The organism is Xylanibacter rarus (assembly GCF_001275135.1).
In the GTDB taxonomy this organism is placed as follows: Bacteria; Bacteroidota; Bacteroidia; order Bacteroidales; family Bacteroidaceae; genus Prevotella; species Prevotella rara.
Genome location: NZ_LFQU01000026.1, coordinates 14,575 through 30,695, shown reverse-complemented (window position 1 = coordinate 30,695; position 16,121 = coordinate 14,575). Strand labels below are relative to the sequence as shown.

The window sequence follows — 16,121 nt, the reverse complement described above, 5'->3', positions numbered from 1 at the left end:
TATAAAAGAATGTCAGCATGACTTCATGATGCTGACGCGCAACAATGATGCCATGCTGACATATAATGCATATAAACAGCCAAGGATTAATCAAGTTTCAGCTCAAAGTCCACCACGTCGAGCCAGCGCCCCAGCTTGTAGCCTACATCGTGAAAATGCGACGCCTGACTGAAGCCCAGCTTGCGGTGAAGCTCTATGCTCGCCTCGTTGCAGCCAGTTATGCAGGCTATCAGCACCTTGTATCCGCGCCGGCGGCACTCGTCTATCAGGCGGTGCATCAGGGCGGTGCCGAGGCCGCGGCGGGTGAAGTCGGGCGAGAGATATATCGTCGTCTCGTAAGTGTTGCAGTAGGCGGCGCGCTCCTTCCACGGATGGGCATAGCATATTCCTGCCACGCGGCCGTCTTCCTCAGCCACGAGATAAGGGCAGCTTGCCGATATGTGCCCCACCCTTTCGGCCATCTGCTCTTCGGTGAGCGTCTCGGTCTCAAATGTCTCAACGCCCTCTACGATGTATCTGTTGTAGAGCGCGGTTATCTCCTGAATGTCATTTTCCTCAACGTAACGTATCATTTCTGTATAATTTATGTTTGCTTTATCTCTTTTTCCTCTACGTGCCGCTGCCTGCCATGCGCTGACAGATGCCGCAGGCGCCCTTGCATACATGCAACACAATCGAAGCCTGACGCCTGACATGCGCCTGACCTCGATTGCAGTATGAATAATCCGAGCACAGGCCGTGCCAGGCCTGACGTGGCTTTACTGTCTGTTCACGCTGATCTTAATGCTGCGGTCGGCTATCTTCACCAGCACGACGCCGTCCGTGCGGCCTGCGCTGAGCGTTATGCTGCCTGCCGACGCCTTGCCTGCCGAGAGCATCATGCCGCCCACGCTGTAGAGCGCAACCTGCTCGCCGTCGGCAAGTCCGCTTACGGTGATGCTGCCGCCATGCGAGCTTACCACTACGCCGCGGCGCTCGCCAAGGTTTATTCCGGCAGTGTTCAGCGTGGCGTCGATGAAGCACAGCACAGCCTTTGCCTCCTCGCTGTTAAGATAGCCGTGTGCCGATGCATACACGGTTATGTCGTATGCCGCGCCGAGAGCCACCTTGCCGTCGGCCGAGTAGGCTCCTTCAACGGCGTCAGACGCGCTTATCGTGTAATGATATTCCGCCCCTTCGGTGGCGCATCCGAACGTCAGCGAGTTGTCGGCATAGGCTATTGTCGGCGTGGCGCACCTAACGGGGTCAACCACCTGTCCGTCTTCCTCTATGATAAACTTAAACCCGCTCCACGGCTCCTTGACCTTATAGAGCGCCGTGGTGCCTGTAGGTACGTGCAGGCGGCACTCTGTATATATGTCGCCGAACACGAAATTGCTCGTGCTCACCTCGTCAGGGTCGTCCCACTGGCAGGTTACGTCGGCAAGATAGGTGCAGTCCGAGAAGCTGCCGCTGCCCAGCGTCTCTACGCTCCTTGGCAGCAGTATCGAGGTCAGTCCGCTGCAATTGCGGAAGCATCCGGCGCCAATGTTCTTAAGTCCGGCAGGCAGAGTGATTCCGCTGAGCGAGGTGCAGTTGCTGAAGCAGTATTCATACAGCTTCTCGATACTCTCCGGCAGGGTTACCGAAGCCAGCTTTGAGCAGTAGCTGAAACATTCTTCGTAGAGCCTCGTTACGCCGCTCGGCACGACTATCGACTCTAAAGCGGAGCAGCTCTCGAAGCATCTGCTCTCTATGTTGTCTATGCTGTTGGGCAATGTTATTGCCTGAAGTGCGGTGCAGCCTGAGAAGCAACTGCTCCTTAAGTCGGTGATGCCGTCGGGCAGACTGACCGACGTGAGCGAAGTGCAGCCCGAGAAACACTCCTCGCCAAGCTCCCTCACACCCTGCGGGATGTCTATCGACTCGAGCGAAGTGCAATGATAGAAGCATCTCTTCTTCAGCTCCGTCAGGCTTCCCTCAAACTTCACCGATCCAAGCGACGAGCAGCTGTGGAAGCAGCTCTCGCCCATAGTGGTCAGACTTGCCGGCAGAATTACCGACGTGAGGCTCTTGCAGGCGTAGAAGCACTGATAGCCAAGCTCCGTGATGCCCTTGGGCAGACTGATTGTCTTAAGCCTGTCGCAGCCTGAGAAACATGCGCTGCCCAGCGATGTAACTCCTGCCGGCAGCTCAATCGCCTCAAGCATGTAGCAACGCTCAAAGCACATATCGCCGAGCGATACGAGATTTTCGGGCAGGTCTACCGACTTAAGAGAGTAACAGAAAGAGAAGCTGCTGCCACCCAGCGAAGTTATGTTGTCGGGCAGATCTGCCGATACAAGCTTAGAACACGACGAGAAGCACGACGAGCCCATCACGGTAACAGTGTTGGGAAGCACAACTCCCGTAATGTCGTTTCCGCTGAAGGCGTTGCTCTGCACGGTAGTAACGGTATAGACATCCCCTTCGTACCACACTGTCTCAGGTATCACGATGTCGCCCGTGAGTCCCTTCTGCTGCATAACAGACGCCTTGTCGCCGTCAAGCAGATAAGTTATTCCGTCGATTGTAGCCGTCTCCTGTGCGCTGCCTGCCAGGGTCATCGCCGCCGCCAGACATGTAAGGATAATTTTCTTCATAAATAGTTTTTTTAATGTTCAAGAAATGTATGTGTTCACTTGTTTTATTTGTAAAAATAGCCGATCGTTTCTCCGTGCAAAAATAAGAAAAAAACAACAAACCGAAAGGCCCTGCCCGAAAAAACAGCATTTTGTGTCGACCAACGCCTTGTATGGCATCAACCCACCCTTAATGCCGGCGGCAGGTTTTGGGGATATTTTGCGGAAATAAAACACCTGCTACGAACCGCCAAAAAACGATATGTGCCCTTTCGCACGGCAAAAGCATATCTTCTGCACGGCAAAAGAGCACATATCAGAGGCCGAAAGACGGCCTTTTATAATACATTGAAACTCAATGCGTTATACAATACAGGGCGACGCACGCCAGCGTCGGCGGCAGACTGATGCATACCATGCCGCCGACGGGCACGCCATAGGGTATGAGCCACGGCAGCGTCAGGCCTCAGTACGGCCTGCCACGGCAGCCTTCATACCTGCCTTGGCGTTGGCATACATGCGCACGATGATGTCGCACGCCTGGTCTAACGTCATCGAGCCTGTGTTTATCATCAGGTCGTAGTTGCGCGGATCGTCCCAGCGCTGACCCGTGTAATATTCATAGTGAGTGCCGCGGGCCTTATTGAGCCTCTTTATCTCGGCCTCCGCCTTAACTTTGTCCAGGCCGTATTCAGACGTGCATCGGTCGATGGCCGTGTCACGGTCGCAATAGCAGAACACGCGCACCACGCCCGGACGGCCCTTCAGCACAAAGTCGGCGCAGCGCCCCACGATTACGCACGGCTCCTTGTCGGCCAGCTGCTGCACTATCTTGCTCTCGGCAAGGAAGAGCACGTCGTCGTCAGACAGTCCCCTGCCCGCCTGCGTGCCGTAGCCCTGCGACAGTATGCACTTCAGCCAGAACGACGGTATGGTCTGCTCGTTGCGCCTTATGTAGTCTTCGTTGATGCCGCTGCTCTTTGCCGCCATCTTTATGAACTCGCGGTCGTAGAGCCTTACGCCGAGTCTCGACGCCAGCATCTCGCCCAGCATGTGGCCGCCGCTGCCAAACTCGCGGGCTATGGTAACCACCACGTCGGCAGGCGCTGCGGCAGCCTTGCCTTCGGTCTGCTCAGAGTAGCCCAGCACGCCGTTGAGCACGCGGCAGAACGGTGTGAGGAAGTGAACTATCGGCCCCACGAGCAGCGCCGCAGCCACCGTGCCCTCGCGCACGCCGTGTATGCCGCCTATGAAGAGCATCGAGAACACGCAGGCAAGGATGACGTTGCCCACGTCGAAGCCCAGTTTGACGTAGCCGAAGTCGCCGCCTATGCGCCTTGCCAGCACCCTGACGAAGAACTCGCCCGCCACCATTGCCACGTCGGCCTTAACCTCGAGCGTTATGCCGCACGCCAGAATGACGCATCCGGCGAGCATGCTGAGCAGCTGCATGGGATATGCCTCGGGCTGAAGCCACGACAGCGACGACATGGATATGTCGATAAACGTGCCGAAACAGAGCGTAACGGGTATCTGTATGAGATACATGCGGAGGTCGGCGCGCAGCTGTGAGCGGCTCATCATGAGCGGCTCTGTGGCCACGAAAAGAAGGTTTACGATGATGGTCCACTGGCCCATGGTAAGTGGCGTGAACATACTCAGCACGTAGTTGACGCTCGTTATGGGCGACGTGCCCAGCAGAGCCTTTGTGATGAAGGCAATGCCGTAGGCGTTGATAAACACCGAAATGATAAAAAGGATGTAACGCCTTGTTAGAAATATTGTCTTTTTCTGCATAATATTTTGACTTGAAAACAAATCTGTTCTAATGGAGAATTGAGAATGGAGAATGGAGAAACGAAGTTCGGCGTCAGCCAATTTTGATTTGACTTGAGGGGTATGTGGACGCCTGATGTTGAGCTTATTGCCGGTGTGTCGGGTGTTCTGTGGCCGGTGTATTTTGTCCGCTGTAACCAATTGTATTATGTCTTCTGCCGGCATATTTTGTCTTTTACGGCTGTAGTGCTGTCCCCTGCAACTATTCTGTTCTCCTTTCTGATTATGCTATCCTTTCTTTTGTCTTTATTCTCCACGGAGAAATGTTCTCCTTTGTATTGTATTCTGATTTAAATCACGGCGCAGAACTTATTATCAGTGTGCGTATATGTTGATGACTTACGACATTCATTCATGCCGACAGTCATAGACTTAAAATGTCTGATGGGCTGCCATGCGGCGCCTTGTCTTTAACCCAAATCGGCTATTATGATTCGGTATGAAAGCCTGAATGCACAAAAGTGATAAAACCATGTGCTGTATGATGACCTGTTGGGGGTTAGTTTTCTGCCGCCACGACAGCTCGCACCGCGCCACGGCGGCAGCCCTGCCCTGCCCTATTTGCCTGTAACTATGCGCTTTATGTCGTTCAGTTTGTTGAGCGCCTCCACGGGCGTCAGGTTGTTGATGTCGAGCCCCAGTATCTCGTCGCGCACCTGGCACAGCACTGGATCGTCGAGCTGGAAGAAGCTGAGCTGCATGCCCTGCCGGCTCATGTTTATCTTCTCTGCCGACGGCTTGCCCACTCCGCCCACCTGGGCGTTGTCGGCCTCAAGCTCCTTCAGTATGGTCTCTGCCCTCTTCACGATGCTCTTTGGCATGCCGGCTATCTGCGCCACGTGTATACCGAACGAGTGCTCTGAGCCGCCCGGCTCGAGCTTTCTCAGGAAGATAACCTTGCCGCCCGACTCTCTTACACTTACGTTGAAGTTCTTTATGCGGGCAAAGTTTTTCTCCATCTCGTTGAGTTCGTGATAGTGAGTGGCAAAGAGCGTGCGCGCCTGAGCCTTGGGATGCTCGTGGAGATACTCCACAATGGCCCACGCTATGCTTATTCCGTCGTATGTGGACGTGCCTCGGCCAAGCTCGTCGAAGAGCACCAGCGAGCGCGGAGTAACGTTGTTGAGGATGTTGGCTGCCTCGGTCATCTCAACCATGAAGGTCGACTCGCCCAGCGATATGTTGTCCGACGCTCCCACACGTGTGAATATCTTGTCCACCAGGCCTATCCTCGCGCTCTCTGCCGGCACGAAACATCCTATCTGGGCCAGCAGCACTATCAGTGCCGTCTGACGCAGCAGAGCCGACTTTCCGGCCATGTTCGGACCTGTGATTATTATTATCTGCTGCTTCTTGTCGTCGAGATATATGTCGTTGGGCACGTAGCTCTCGCCCACGGGCAGCTGCGTCTCTATCACCGGGTGGCGTCCCTGATGTATGTCGAGCACAATGTTGTCGGCATCAATGGCAGGTCGGATGTAGCCGTGCTCGGCGGCAGTCTTGGCGAAAGACAGCAGACAGTCGATACGGGCTATGAGCGAGGCGTCGGTCTGTATGGCGGGGATATACTCCTGCATCGACAGCACCAGCTCGGAGAACAACTTACTCTCGAGCTGCAATATCTTGTCTTCGGCACCCAGAATCTTCTCCTCATATTCCTTCAACTCCTGCGTTATATAGCGCTCGGCGTTGGCAAGCGTCTGCTTTCTCACCCACTCCTCCGGCACCTTGTCCTTGTAGATGTTGCGCACCTCGAGGTAATAGCCGAACACGTTGTTGTAGCCTATCTTCAGCGACGATATGCCCGTAAGCTCGGTTTCGCGCTCCTGTATCTTCAGCAGATAGTCTTTGCCGCTGTAGGCTATGTTGCGCAGTTCGTCGAGTTCGCTGCTTACGCCGTTCTTTATCACGCCGCCCTTGCTGACGAGCTGCGGCGAATCTTCGTTCACCTCGCGCTCAATGCGGTCGCGCAGGCCCTCGCACAGCGCCATCTGGTCGCCTATGCGGCGCAGCACGGCGTTGTCTGCCTCAAGACATGCACGCCTTACGGGCACCAGGGCCTGCAGGGCTGTCTTGAGCTGCACCACCTCGCGCGGCGACACACGGCCCACGGCAACCTTTGATATGATGCGCTCAAGGTCGCCAATGCGGTGGAGCTGACTGTCGAGAAGGTCTTTAAATTCGGGATGGCGGAAGAAATATTCAACCACGTCGAGCCTGTCTTCTATCACGCGGGCATCTCTCAGGGGGAACACCACCCAGCGCTTCAGCATGCGGGCGCCCATCGGCGACACGGTGCGGTCTATCACGTCGAGCAGCGACGAGCCGTCGTCCTGCATGGGGTGCAGCAGCTCGAGCGAGCGTATGGTGAACTTGTCGAGCCTTACGTAGCGCTCTTCCTCAATGCGCGAGAGCGACGTTATGTGGCCAATGTGCGTGTGCTGCGTCATCTCGAGATACTGAAGTATGGCTCCGCTCGCCACCACTCCACTCCTGAGATGCTCCACGCCGAAGCCCTTGAGCGACTTTACGTCGAAGTGGCTCAGCAGCTTCTGGTTGGCCGACTGCTCGGTGAAAACCCAGTCGTCGAGCTCGAAGGTGAAGAACTTGTTGCCGAACCAGCGTTCAAACTCTGCCCTGCGGCCGCGCTCAAAGAGCACTTCCTTAGGTGAGAAGTTTACGAGCAGCTTCTCTACATAGTCGTAGGAGCCTTCGCCCGTGAGGAATTCGCCGGTAGATATGTCGAGAAACGCCACTCCGCAGGCCGTCTTGCCGAAGTTGACGGCTGCCAGAAAGTTGTTTTCCTTGTAGTTAAGCACGTTGTCGGTCATGGCCACTCCGGGCGTAACCAGTTCGGTTATGCCTCGCTTAACGAGCTTCTTGGTGAGCTTGGGGTCCTCCAGCTGGTCGCATATGGCCACTCTCCTGCCCGCCCTTACGAGCTTTGGCAGATACGTGTCGAGCGCATGATGCGGAAATCCGGCCATCTCCGTAGGGTCTTTCGAGCCTCCGTTGTTGCGCCTGGTGAGCGTTATGCCCAGTATCTTGCTGGCGTCTACGGCGTCCTGAAGGTATGTCTCATAAAAGTCTCCGCAACGAAACAGCAGCAGCGCGTCGGGGTGCTTTGCCTTCAGCGACATAAACTGCTTCATCATCGGGGTTAGTTCGTTGTCTTTCTTTGCCATGATCTGTTGTGGATAGCCTGCCTGTTCTGGTCTGTAAGTCAGGCACTATGGGTTATTTTCAAGCTGCAAACTTACTAATTTTTTTCCAATTTCTGACTGACAGAAAAGGAAAAACAGCTGAAAACTGAGAATTGAAAGACAATTAAGCGGCTGTTCTTAATCTCTTCCAATTCCCAGTTTTCAAATCCCAATTTTCTATTTCTTATAAGTTTGTTGTCATCTTTTTCCGCTGAAGCCCTTTGTCGGAGTGGTTTTCTGCGTTGTTGTCGATGGCTTGCTTCCTGTGCTTCTTACGGGCTTTGTACCGCTGAACGAGCCTGAAGGCTTTACAGTTGTGCTGCCCGATGTGCCCGTACCTCTCGACGGACGGCTCGTAGCGGGCTTGCCGGCTGAGGTTGTAGGCTTCTTGTTAGTAGTGGGACGGCCGTGCGACGCGGTGCCCGTAGAAGGCTTGGGGGCCGTAACCGTGTGGCCCTGATTAGTCGGTTTAGAGGGCTTCGGGGTTGTCGTCACGCTGTGGCCCGAGTGGTTTGTGGTGCCCGTCCTTACCGGCGTCAGCTTGTGAGCGCTGCTGTATGTGCGGCCCTTATACCAGCTCTTGCCGCCGTTGCTGCGCCAGCTGTGGCCTCCGCGGTAGGTGGTGTAGACGCTTGGGCGGCTGTAATAATAGTAAGAGCGGTCGGTGTAGCGTGTGTAGATGCTGTATCTGAAGCCCGAGCTCCAATAGACCGGACGGTAGAAATATGTCCTTGACATATACAGGTTATACTGTGCCGCGGTGAGCACATAGCTCAGGTCGAGGTTGCGGCGCGTCCAGCACGTAGAGTAAAGGTCGTCCTGATAGTTGAGCGCCATGAGATAGTCGAGATTTATTTCATACACGGCGTCATACTGGCTCTCATAAAGTCCCAGTTCGTATGCCATCTTGTCTGTCAGGAACAGGGCCTCCTCACGGGCCTGCGTATATGTCATTGCCTGCAACGTAACCGTGGTTATCATCATTATGATGAAGGATGTAAGTAATCGTTTCATAACCGTCAATTTTTAAAATGTTAGACAATCAGCAGTATCAAACAAATGTTCTGAGAACAAAGATAGTGAAATTTGGGCTAAAATGCAAGCAGTTTACCCTACAACAGCATCGGATTTTCCCTACAATTGAGCGGGATTTGCCCACGCACACGGCACGGACGGGCACGACTGCCGTGCCTGAAGGGCAGGGCAGAGGAGGCAGGAAATAAAACTTTTTTAATGTTTTTATATCGCATTGCGAACATATATTGCACAAAAGCGGCATAATTTTGCCCCCGGAACAGGACCTTAGCCCGACAAGGAGAGATTGTTTCATGAGATAACACAGGCCCGGCGCCGCCACGCAAGCTACCGCGGGGCAGGGCAGAGGGCACATATACAACAGACCTTTAAAACTGATTTTAGAAATGATTGTAAGTATTAACCTGAACGAAGAGAGACAGAAAGACTTTGCCGACATGCTGAGCAAGGAACAGCGCGACAGCGCAAGGCGCATAATGGCGCAGCAGCTGGGCCAGCTGCTGACACGCAACCCGGCCGAAAACCTGTACTGGACGGAGAGCAAGACCGACCTGATGGAGCTGGTCTACGACGTCTACATGGCCGAAAGCCCCGTAGACAGGCTGGGCCGCCCCTACAGCTTCAGCGAGATGGCGCGCAGGGCATGCACCGTGCTGCACGTGCCCATGCCGAAGAATCCCTACGCCATGGTGTATAACGCAAGGGAGAGGAAGGGCGTGAAGCAGAAGTCGTTCTTCAGCCGCTACTGCTGGCTGATGTACTGCAGGCACTCGCGCAACCCGCTCTACGCAATGATAAGATGCATGCGCTGAACAGACAACGCAACGGCAAGGTAACCATGAAAAACATTAACAGACCATAAAACACAAGACAATGGACAAGAACACACAGACAAGACTGTCGGAACACTTCACGCTGGAGGAGATGTGCCGCTCGGGCGCGGCAGTAAGACACCGCATAGACAATACGCCCGACAGAGAACAGACCGAACGCCTCAGGCAGCTCTGCCTGAACGTGCTGGAGCCGCTGCGCAGGCGATTCGGCGTGATACGCATAACGAGCGGATTCCGCTCCGAGCGACTCAACGCCATAGTGGGCGGGGCAGACACCTCGCAGCACATGAGGGGCGAGGCTGCCGACATACACATATCGGGCATGGAGACGGGGCGCAAGATGTATGCCTACATAACCGCCAACCTCGACTTCGACCAGCTGCTCTTTGAACACTCGATGAGCAACGGGGCATGCTGGCTGCACGTATCCTACAAGGCCGGCAAGGGCCAAAACCGCCGCCAGGCCATACCTTTCTACAAGGCGGCATGAGCCCACGCAACGCGCTGACACCCAGCACATTGCAAAAGGCAGCCTTTCGTGCTGCAAAAAGTTATCTTTCATCCTGCAAAAGGCCGTCTTTCACGCTCCGAAAGGCGGCCTTTCTGTTATGCACGGCATAGCGTATATTTATAAAAGATTTGGTGGATATCGACATTTCGCGCAGAAAAAATTTGGTGGAAGGCGGAATTATGGGCACCTATGTGTGAAATACACCAAGGATTATCGCCGGGAAAACGGCATCAACTATCTGCCTGTATACATGACCATGTTATTATAATCAACATACGCATACGAGGCAAATATATGCCGCAAAACGAACATGGCAAACACGGGAAACAGAAAGGAAAAACACTGCAAATGCCATGAACGTAATGCGGCCGGATAGGTATGAAACTAAAACGTCATGTTCATGCTCACGCCAACGCTGCGGCCGTCGTAGTAGGGCAGGGCGGCAAGAGCCGTGGAGCGGCGGCAGGACGACTTGCGGAACAGCAGGGGATAGAGCCTGTAGGCCAGTTTGGTGCTTACGATGCCTATGCACGCACCCGCCACAACGTCGTTTATCCAGTGGCGGTCGTTGTAGACGCGCAGATAGGCCGTGAGCGGAGCCACCACAAAACCCGACCAGGCTATAAGGGGCGACACCGACTTGTATTCTTCATAAAGAAACTGCGCGCCCATGAAGGCCGTGGCGGTGTGTCCCGACGGAAAAGAGTTGCGCGTGCTTACGTCGGGGCGTCGCTCGCTTATGGCCAGCTTCATGGTGTTGACGATGATGCCCATCGTGGCATACGACATGGCAAGCATGATGGTGCGGTCCTTGAACGAGTGGCGGCCGCGCACGCCTGCAAGGTTGAGTCCGTAGACAGCCACCACGGGCGAATACTGCACATAGTCGTCAGCATGCATCTTGCGCCTGTCCTTCGGCAAGAGGGCGTATCTCACGGCACGCTTCTGCCTGACCATCCATCCGTTCTCGATATACAGCGCCGACACGCCGACGAGGGCGGCAGGCACCACTATGTCGACAGCCCTGAGCCTGTGGCCGTCGTCGAAGGTGCAACGCCGCTGCACATCGCAGCTAAGGCTGTCGGCAGCACTGACGCCTGAAGCAGCACAGAGCAGCAGCATAATGAGGATGATTCTGAAGTTGAACGTTTCTTTACTTTTCATCATTTTGTTAATTTTTCCGGTGTGTCAAGCAATGTCATGGCCGATGGCATAAACCGGCAAAGATATCACACGGAAATGCTGAAAACCACCTATCGGGAAACTGTTTTTTTAATGTATTTTTCAATATACGCATATCCCGAAAACTTATTTTAACCAAACAGCAAGCATCAACACAAGCTGTAGCGCAAAGCACGGCCTACGACGGCAATCAGCCAAGGCACGAACAGCCCGGCGAGCCGAAAGCATCATAAGCACGAAGGGTAGCCTTGCGGGCGTAAGCGCCTGACTGTCAGCAGGAAACGAAGCATCGAAACTGATCATGAAAACATACTAACAGCAGTTGAGCATACAGTCTATCGTGGTAAAACTTGACATCGCTGATCAGAAAGTGTATCTTTGCAAACGTGAACGACATGAAGCCGCAGGCACCTCTAAGGACTGCATGGACAGCCGGCAACCATCAGTCGCCGAAACGGCGCCGGGCAGCATGAAAGACACAACCGACACAAAGAAGCTTCTTAATGCAGAGAGAAACACACACAGATTATTAACCATTAAAAAAGAAAGGAAAAAAGATTATGGCAGTTTTTTATAAGTTGTATCAGGAAAACAGAGAAGGTTCGGCTAACAAGGGCAAGTGGTATGCACGCGCCGTGCACACGGGCACAGTTACAATAGACGACCTGGCAGACGAGATGCAGGCCAACTGTACGGTGAAGAGAGCCGACATCGTGGCCGTACTGAGCGAGCTGGTGGAGACGATGCAGAAGCATCTGCAGATGTCGCACCGCGTGAAGCTCGACCGCCTCGGCACATTCAAGATAGGCATGCACACCAGTCCGGCCGACACCGTGAAGGACTTTACGGCAAGCGGCAACGTCAAGTCGGTGCACGTGCTGTTTCAGCCCGAGACCAAGATTGACAAGAACAAGACCCGCACCCGCGCACTGCTTACGGGCTGCAAGGTGCAGGAGCTGCCCAAGAACGCTGTGAGCGACGCCCTCGACGACGTGGAAGCCGTGTAGCAGCAGGGCATGAATGAATGCAGACGATGAACGTAACACACATAAATTAAACCCAAAACGGTCATTAGGATTCGGTCGGGACTTAGCTTTATATTGAGCGGATTTTCGTTATATTTTTAGCAGGCATAGCGGGCTATGTCAAGAAAAATCTGACAAAAAGACGCCAATAGAAACAAAAAGACTGACTGAAAGCATCAATGCACAAAATTGATAAAGTAATATGCGATCTGATGACCGATTTGGATTAAAAAACTTACAAAAACAAAACAGACAATGGGAACAAAAGACAAGAACAACATTTCGATAATTCTGAAGGTGATAGTGGCAGTGGCAACAGCCATCCTGGGCGTGTTCGGAGTGAACGCGGCAATCTGAAAATGATGCAGTTAATCAAAATCAACCAACCGGTCCGGCAGGCATTTCAGTCTGCCGGATTTTATGTTTATTCAATATATATACATAAAATATGTGTACTTTTTATCACAAAAGCCACATAATGTAAAAATAAATCGCTATATTTGCCAAATATAAGAGGCGGCTCGGCAATACAAACTCAAAAGAGTGTTTTTGTTTTGCATTGCACTCGTCTTTCATTATATTTGGCAAATTAAACTCAAACATATAACACATAAACCTTGATGCCTATGGGAAAATGATGGACGCCAAAATCTAAGAGACAAAAATCATTACACAAAATTAACCTGTTAAACTTATCGCTTATGAAAAAACTGATATTTATGCTCATGGCAGTAATCTGTTTCACGGCATGCTCAAACGACGACAACGACCCCCAAAAGCCTATTAATCCGGAACAGACCAGAACCGTGGAGCTGAACGATACCACCCTGACATTTGAACTGAATGCAGACACTGCAACTGTAAACATAGGCAGCAGCGAAGGCTGGTGGATAGAAGAGATTACGACAGAGGAAGACACACTGAAACCTACTGCCGAGGAGAAGCAGCTGATGGCAGGAGGCGGAGCATATGAAGCGCGATGCCAGTGGGTCAGCATGAAACGCAACGGCAGTAGCATCGAAGTGGCTGTAGACGATAACGTATATAAAGAACGCACATTCAAGATTGTCCTTGCCACAGCCGACAGCACGGCCACCATCACGGGCGTGCAGGAAGAAATGATTACAGGCTGGTGGGACGACATTATAGGCCTGTCGACCAAGACCGTAACGCTCAACGGGGCAGGAGACCCTGCTACTGTAACTACCGAAGGAAAACACTGGTGGATAACATCAATAGAGGTTGACGGAGAGACGCTGTATAATTCCTACTACGACAACACAGAGAACAGAAACATGTATCAGACGGGCAAGTTCAACAAAAAGTGCGACTGGCTCAACGTAAGCGTGGACGACTGGACGCTGAACATATCGGCAGACATGAACTACGGAGAAGAAAGAACCTTCAAGATTTATGTTCAGGCAGGCGACTACCACGACTGCATAGAAGGCACGCAGGAAGAACTGATGACAGGAGGAGGCACCCCCATAAACCTAAAGCCAAAACAAGTTACGATACCGGCAGAAGGCGGCACACAGACATGCACGACAGACAAAGACATTGCATGGATAATACACTGCACTTACATTAACGATAATATCTATTATGCCACATTGGATGAAAAAGAAAACTGCGCAGACACGGGCAAATTTGAAAAAACTTACGAATGGCTGACCGTGAAGCGCGACGGCGAAAATCTGTATGTAACGGCACAACCAAACAATACAGGAAAGGAAAGAACCTTCAAAGTGGTGATTACGGCAGGCGACGCAGGAGACACTCTATACGGCACGCAGCCGGCACAATGACGCCGCAGGCAACACGCACAACGCAGACACTACAGGACGCAACGGCGGCTGAACACACATCATCCGTCCCATATATCCCTTTACGAGAAGGATATGGGGCGGATGATGTTCAATTTGCAACATAGTTTACAAAATATAATAAAAACAATTTTATTTCGTACAATCGAATTTTTGCATTATCTTTGCATATTATAATTATGTGTCATGCCTGACAGCAAATCCAATATGACGTGATATTGCTAAGCAGGAATATCTTTTTATATATAAAAATATGGATTTCGATTTATTTATCTCTTCACTGCTTGACGAAAAAGAAAGCTACGATCTGGAATATAAAAGCGCAGAGGGTGGTTTTCCTGGCAGTTTTTGGGATACATATTCATCCTTTGCCAATACACAAGGTGGAACCATTGTACTTGGCGTAAAGGAGAAAAAAGGAAAATTCATATTCGACGGACTGACAGACGAAAAGATACGTCAGTATATAAAAATATTCTGGGACTGCGCAAATAACAAGACACACGTAAGCGCAAGTCTTCTAAAAGAAGATGACATTAAGATAGAGAAATATAAAGGCAACAGCATTATTCTCTTCCATATACCTCGGGCTGCAAGAACACAAAGACCTGTGTACAGAACAACCAACCCATATAACGGAACATTTAAAAGAAATGACGAAGGCGACTATAAATGTACCGAGCAGGAGGTAAGGAGAATGTTTGCCGATGCCGACGATTCATCGCCAAGAGACAGCAAAATTCTAAAAGGATTCACAATCGACGATATTGACAACAATTCCGTCAGACAATACAGAAATTTGTTTGGAACGATAAATCCTACACACCCATGGCTTACACTTGACGACATGGATCTCCTGAAAAAGTTAGGAGCATACCGTAAGGACAGAGTGACAGGTGAAGAAGGGTTCACACTTGCAGGACTTCTTATGTTCGGTAAATATGACAGTATAACAGATAATGAATGTGCACCAAACTTTTTTCCTGACTATAGGAATATCCCTGACAACTCTACAATAATGAGATGGACAGACAGAATATGTCCTGACGGAACATGGGAAGCCAATCTATTTCAATTTTATAGAAAGGTAATGCCAAAGCTGACAGAAGACCTGCCAAGACCTTTCAAATTGAAAAATAATGTAAGAGTAGAAGACTCTCCTACAAAAGTAGCCATAAGGGAAGCCTTGACCAATGCACTTGTCCATTCTGACTATTCAGAAGAGGGAAGTATCATCATTGAAAAAAGAAAGAACATGTTTGTGTTTTCAAACCCAGGCAACATGCTAATTTCAATCACTCAATATTATGATGGAGGAGAAAGCGTTTGCAGGAACAAGTCAATACAAAAGATGTTCATGCTCATTGGATCAGCAGAAAAAGCAGGAAGTGGAGTTGATAAAATTCTTACAGGCTGGAAAGAAGAAAACTGGAAGAAGCCATATATTACAGAAAAACAGCGACCTGATAAAGTATTGCTGTTACTTCCAATGGAAAGTCTTCTGCCCGAACAGAACATAAAAGAACTTAAAAACATCTTCGGCAGTGATATAGAACATATTGGATATGACAAACTTTTGACTTTATCAACTTGCTTGACAGAAAATGTAATAACAAATGACAGGCTTAAAGAATTGCTCACCCTACATCGTACAGATATAACAAAGTTACTTAAAGATTTATGTAACAATAAACTTTTAATATCTGAAGGAAACGGCAGGGGAACAAAATATTATATTAATAAAAAGGTTGACACCTCAGAAGAAAAGGTTGACACCTCAGAAGAAAAGGTTGACACCTCAGAAGAAAAGGTTGACACCCCGGAAGAAAAGGTTGACAATACTAATACACATCTAAAAAGAGATGAACTTGAGCGGTTAATAACAGAAAAAGCAAAAGAATACATTTCTTTGGAAGAAATAGCTTTAAGAACTGGGAAAAAATCCAGTTATCTTAAAAATAAGATAATACCGGAAATGATTAGGAAAAATAAGTTGAAAAGACTTTATGCACAGACACCTAACCATCCCGAACAAAAATATAAAGCAACAGAAGAATAAAAAAAACAACG

At 50.9% G+C, this 16,121-nt stretch carries 13 protein-coding genes; 7 read left to right on the top strand and 6 right to left on the bottom strand.

The annotated features are described in order from the left end of the window. Window positions 1-86 precede the first annotated feature (86 nt). The 5 genes from ACU52_RS11780 to ACU52_RS11760 all read right to left on the bottom strand — a co-directional run bounded on the left by ACU52_RS11780 (window position 87) and on the right by ACU52_RS11760 (window position 8,653). Window positions 87-572, bottom strand: coding sequence for a GNAT family N-acetyltransferase (locus tag ACU52_RS11780; RefSeq protein ID WP_053398927.1), 486 nt, complete (start codon window positions 570-572; stop codon window positions 87-89). Window positions 573-758: 186 nt separating this feature from the next. Then, window positions 759-2,621 (bottom strand): leucine-rich repeat domain-containing protein, encoded by a 1,863-nt coding sequence (locus ACU52_RS11775; RefSeq protein ID WP_082335271.1) that lies wholly within the window; start codon window positions 2,619-2,621, stop codon window positions 759-761. A gap of 438 nt (window positions 2,622-3,059) precedes the next feature. After that, window positions 3,060-4,397 (bottom strand): cytidylate kinase family protein, encoded by a 1,338-nt coding sequence (locus tag ACU52_RS11770; protein WP_053398918.1) that lies wholly within the window; start codon window positions 4,395-4,397, stop codon window positions 3,060-3,062. 596 nt (window positions 4,398-4,993) lie between these two features. Next, window positions 4,994-7,621 carry a DNA mismatch repair protein MutS gene (mutS, locus tag ACU52_RS11765; RefSeq protein WP_053398917.1) on the bottom strand — a complete coding sequence of 876 codons (2,628 nt, stop codon included), beginning with the start codon at window positions 7,619-7,621 and terminating at the stop codon, window positions 4,994-4,996. Window positions 7,622-7,837: 216 nt separating this feature from the next. Beyond that, on the bottom strand, window positions 7,838-8,653 hold the full coding sequence (locus ACU52_RS11760) for a hypothetical protein (RefSeq protein WP_147630860.1): 816 nt from the start codon (window positions 8,651-8,653) through the stop codon (window positions 7,838-7,840). Window positions 8,654-9,060: 407 nt separating this feature from the next. Here ACU52_RS11760 and ACU52_RS11755 point away from each other — a divergent pair, with 407 nt between their 5' ends. Together ACU52_RS11755 and ACU52_RS11750 are read left to right on the top strand one after the other, a co-directional pair. Next, window positions 9,061-9,486 (top strand): hypothetical protein, encoded by a 426-nt coding sequence (locus tag ACU52_RS11755; RefSeq protein ID WP_053398915.1) that lies wholly within the window; start codon window positions 9,061-9,063, stop codon window positions 9,484-9,486. Window positions 9,487-9,547: 61 nt separating this feature from the next. Next, window positions 9,548-9,997, top strand: a complete 450-nt coding sequence (locus ACU52_RS11750; RefSeq protein ID WP_053398914.1) for a D-Ala-D-Ala carboxypeptidase family metallohydrolase — start codon at window positions 9,548-9,550, stop codon at window positions 9,995-9,997. A 405-nt stretch (window positions 9,998-10,402) separates the two neighbouring features. Here ACU52_RS11750 and ACU52_RS11745 read toward each other — a convergent pair whose 3' ends face one another. Continuing rightward, entirely contained in the window at window positions 10,403-11,185 is a 783-nt protein-coding gene (locus ACU52_RS11745; protein ID WP_053398913.1) for a phosphatase PAP2 family protein, read from the bottom strand. A gap of 355 nt (window positions 11,186-11,540) precedes the next feature. Here ACU52_RS11745 and ACU52_RS11740 point away from each other — a divergent pair, with 355 nt between their 5' ends. From ACU52_RS11740 to ACU52_RS11725, 5 genes are all read left to right on the top strand, one after another. Continuing rightward, window positions 11,541-11,777: a hypothetical protein gene (locus tag ACU52_RS11740; RefSeq protein WP_147630859.1), complete on the top strand. Its 237-nt coding sequence runs from the start codon at window positions 11,541-11,543 to the stop codon at window positions 11,775-11,777. Beyond that, window positions 11,761-12,207 (top strand): HU family DNA-binding protein, encoded by a 447-nt coding sequence (locus ACU52_RS11735; RefSeq protein WP_053398911.1) that lies wholly within the window; start codon window positions 11,761-11,763, stop codon window positions 12,205-12,207. The genes ACU52_RS11740 and ACU52_RS11735 overlap by 17 nt, the downstream gene beginning before the upstream one ends. Before the next feature lie 273 nt (window positions 12,208-12,480). After that, complete coding sequence (locus ACU52_RS15170) at window positions 12,481-12,582, top strand: smalltalk protein (RefSeq protein WP_021855817.1); 102 nt, start codon at window positions 12,481-12,483, stop codon at window positions 12,580-12,582. 344 nt (window positions 12,583-12,926) lie between these two features. Further along, a complete protein-coding gene (locus tag ACU52_RS11730) occupies window positions 12,927-14,033 on the top strand; it encodes a BACON domain-containing protein (protein ID WP_053398910.1) in 1,107 nt (368 codons plus the stop codon). A 271-nt stretch (window positions 14,034-14,304) separates the two neighbouring features. Then, window positions 14,305-16,110, top strand: coding sequence for an RNA-binding domain-containing protein (locus tag ACU52_RS11725; RefSeq protein WP_053398909.1), 1,806 nt, complete (start codon window positions 14,305-14,307; stop codon window positions 16,108-16,110). Window positions 16,111-16,121 lie beyond the last annotated feature (11 nt).

What these genes read in the sequence shown, in the direction of transcription:
- ACU52_RS11780 (WP_053398927.1), bottom strand. Translation starts at nt 572, where the DNA reads ATGATACGTTACGTTGAGGAAAATGACATTCAGGAGATAACCGCGCTC.
- ACU52_RS11775 (WP_082335271.1), bottom strand. Translation starts at nt 2,621, where the DNA reads ATGAAGAAAATTATCCTTACATGTCTGGCGGCGGCGATGACCCTGGCA.
- ACU52_RS11770 (WP_053398918.1), bottom strand. Translation starts at nt 4,397, where the DNA reads ATGCAGAAAAAGACAATATTTCTAACAAGGCGTTACATCCTTTTTATC.
- mutS (WP_053398917.1), bottom strand. Translation starts at nt 7,621, where the DNA reads ATGGCAAAGAAAGACAACGAACTAACCCCGATGATGAAGCAGTTTATG.
- ACU52_RS11760 (WP_147630860.1), bottom strand. Translation starts at nt 8,653, where the DNA reads ATGAAACGATTACTTACATCCTTCATCATAATGATGATAACCACGGTT.
- ACU52_RS11755 (WP_053398915.1), top strand. Translation starts at nt 9,061, where the DNA reads ATGATTGTAAGTATTAACCTGAACGAAGAGAGACAGAAAGACTTTGCC.
- ACU52_RS11750 (WP_053398914.1), top strand. Translation starts at nt 9,548, where the DNA reads ATGGACAAGAACACACAGACAAGACTGTCGGAACACTTCACGCTGGAG.
- ACU52_RS11745 (WP_053398913.1), bottom strand. Translation starts at nt 11,185, where the DNA reads ATGATGAAAAGTAAAGAAACGTTCAACTTCAGAATCATCCTCATTATG.
- ACU52_RS11735 (WP_053398911.1), top strand. Translation starts at nt 11,761, where the DNA reads ATGGCAGTTTTTTATAAGTTGTATCAGGAAAACAGAGAAGGTTCGGCT.
- ACU52_RS15170 (WP_021855817.1), top strand. Translation starts at nt 12,481, where the DNA reads ATGGGAACAAAAGACAAGAACAACATTTCGATAATTCTGAAGGTGATA.
- ACU52_RS11730 (WP_053398910.1), top strand. Translation starts at nt 12,927, where the DNA reads ATGAAAAAACTGATATTTATGCTCATGGCAGTAATCTGTTTCACGGCA.
- ACU52_RS11725 (WP_053398909.1), top strand. Translation starts at nt 14,305, where the DNA reads ATGGATTTCGATTTATTTATCTCTTCACTGCTTGACGAAAAAGAAAGC.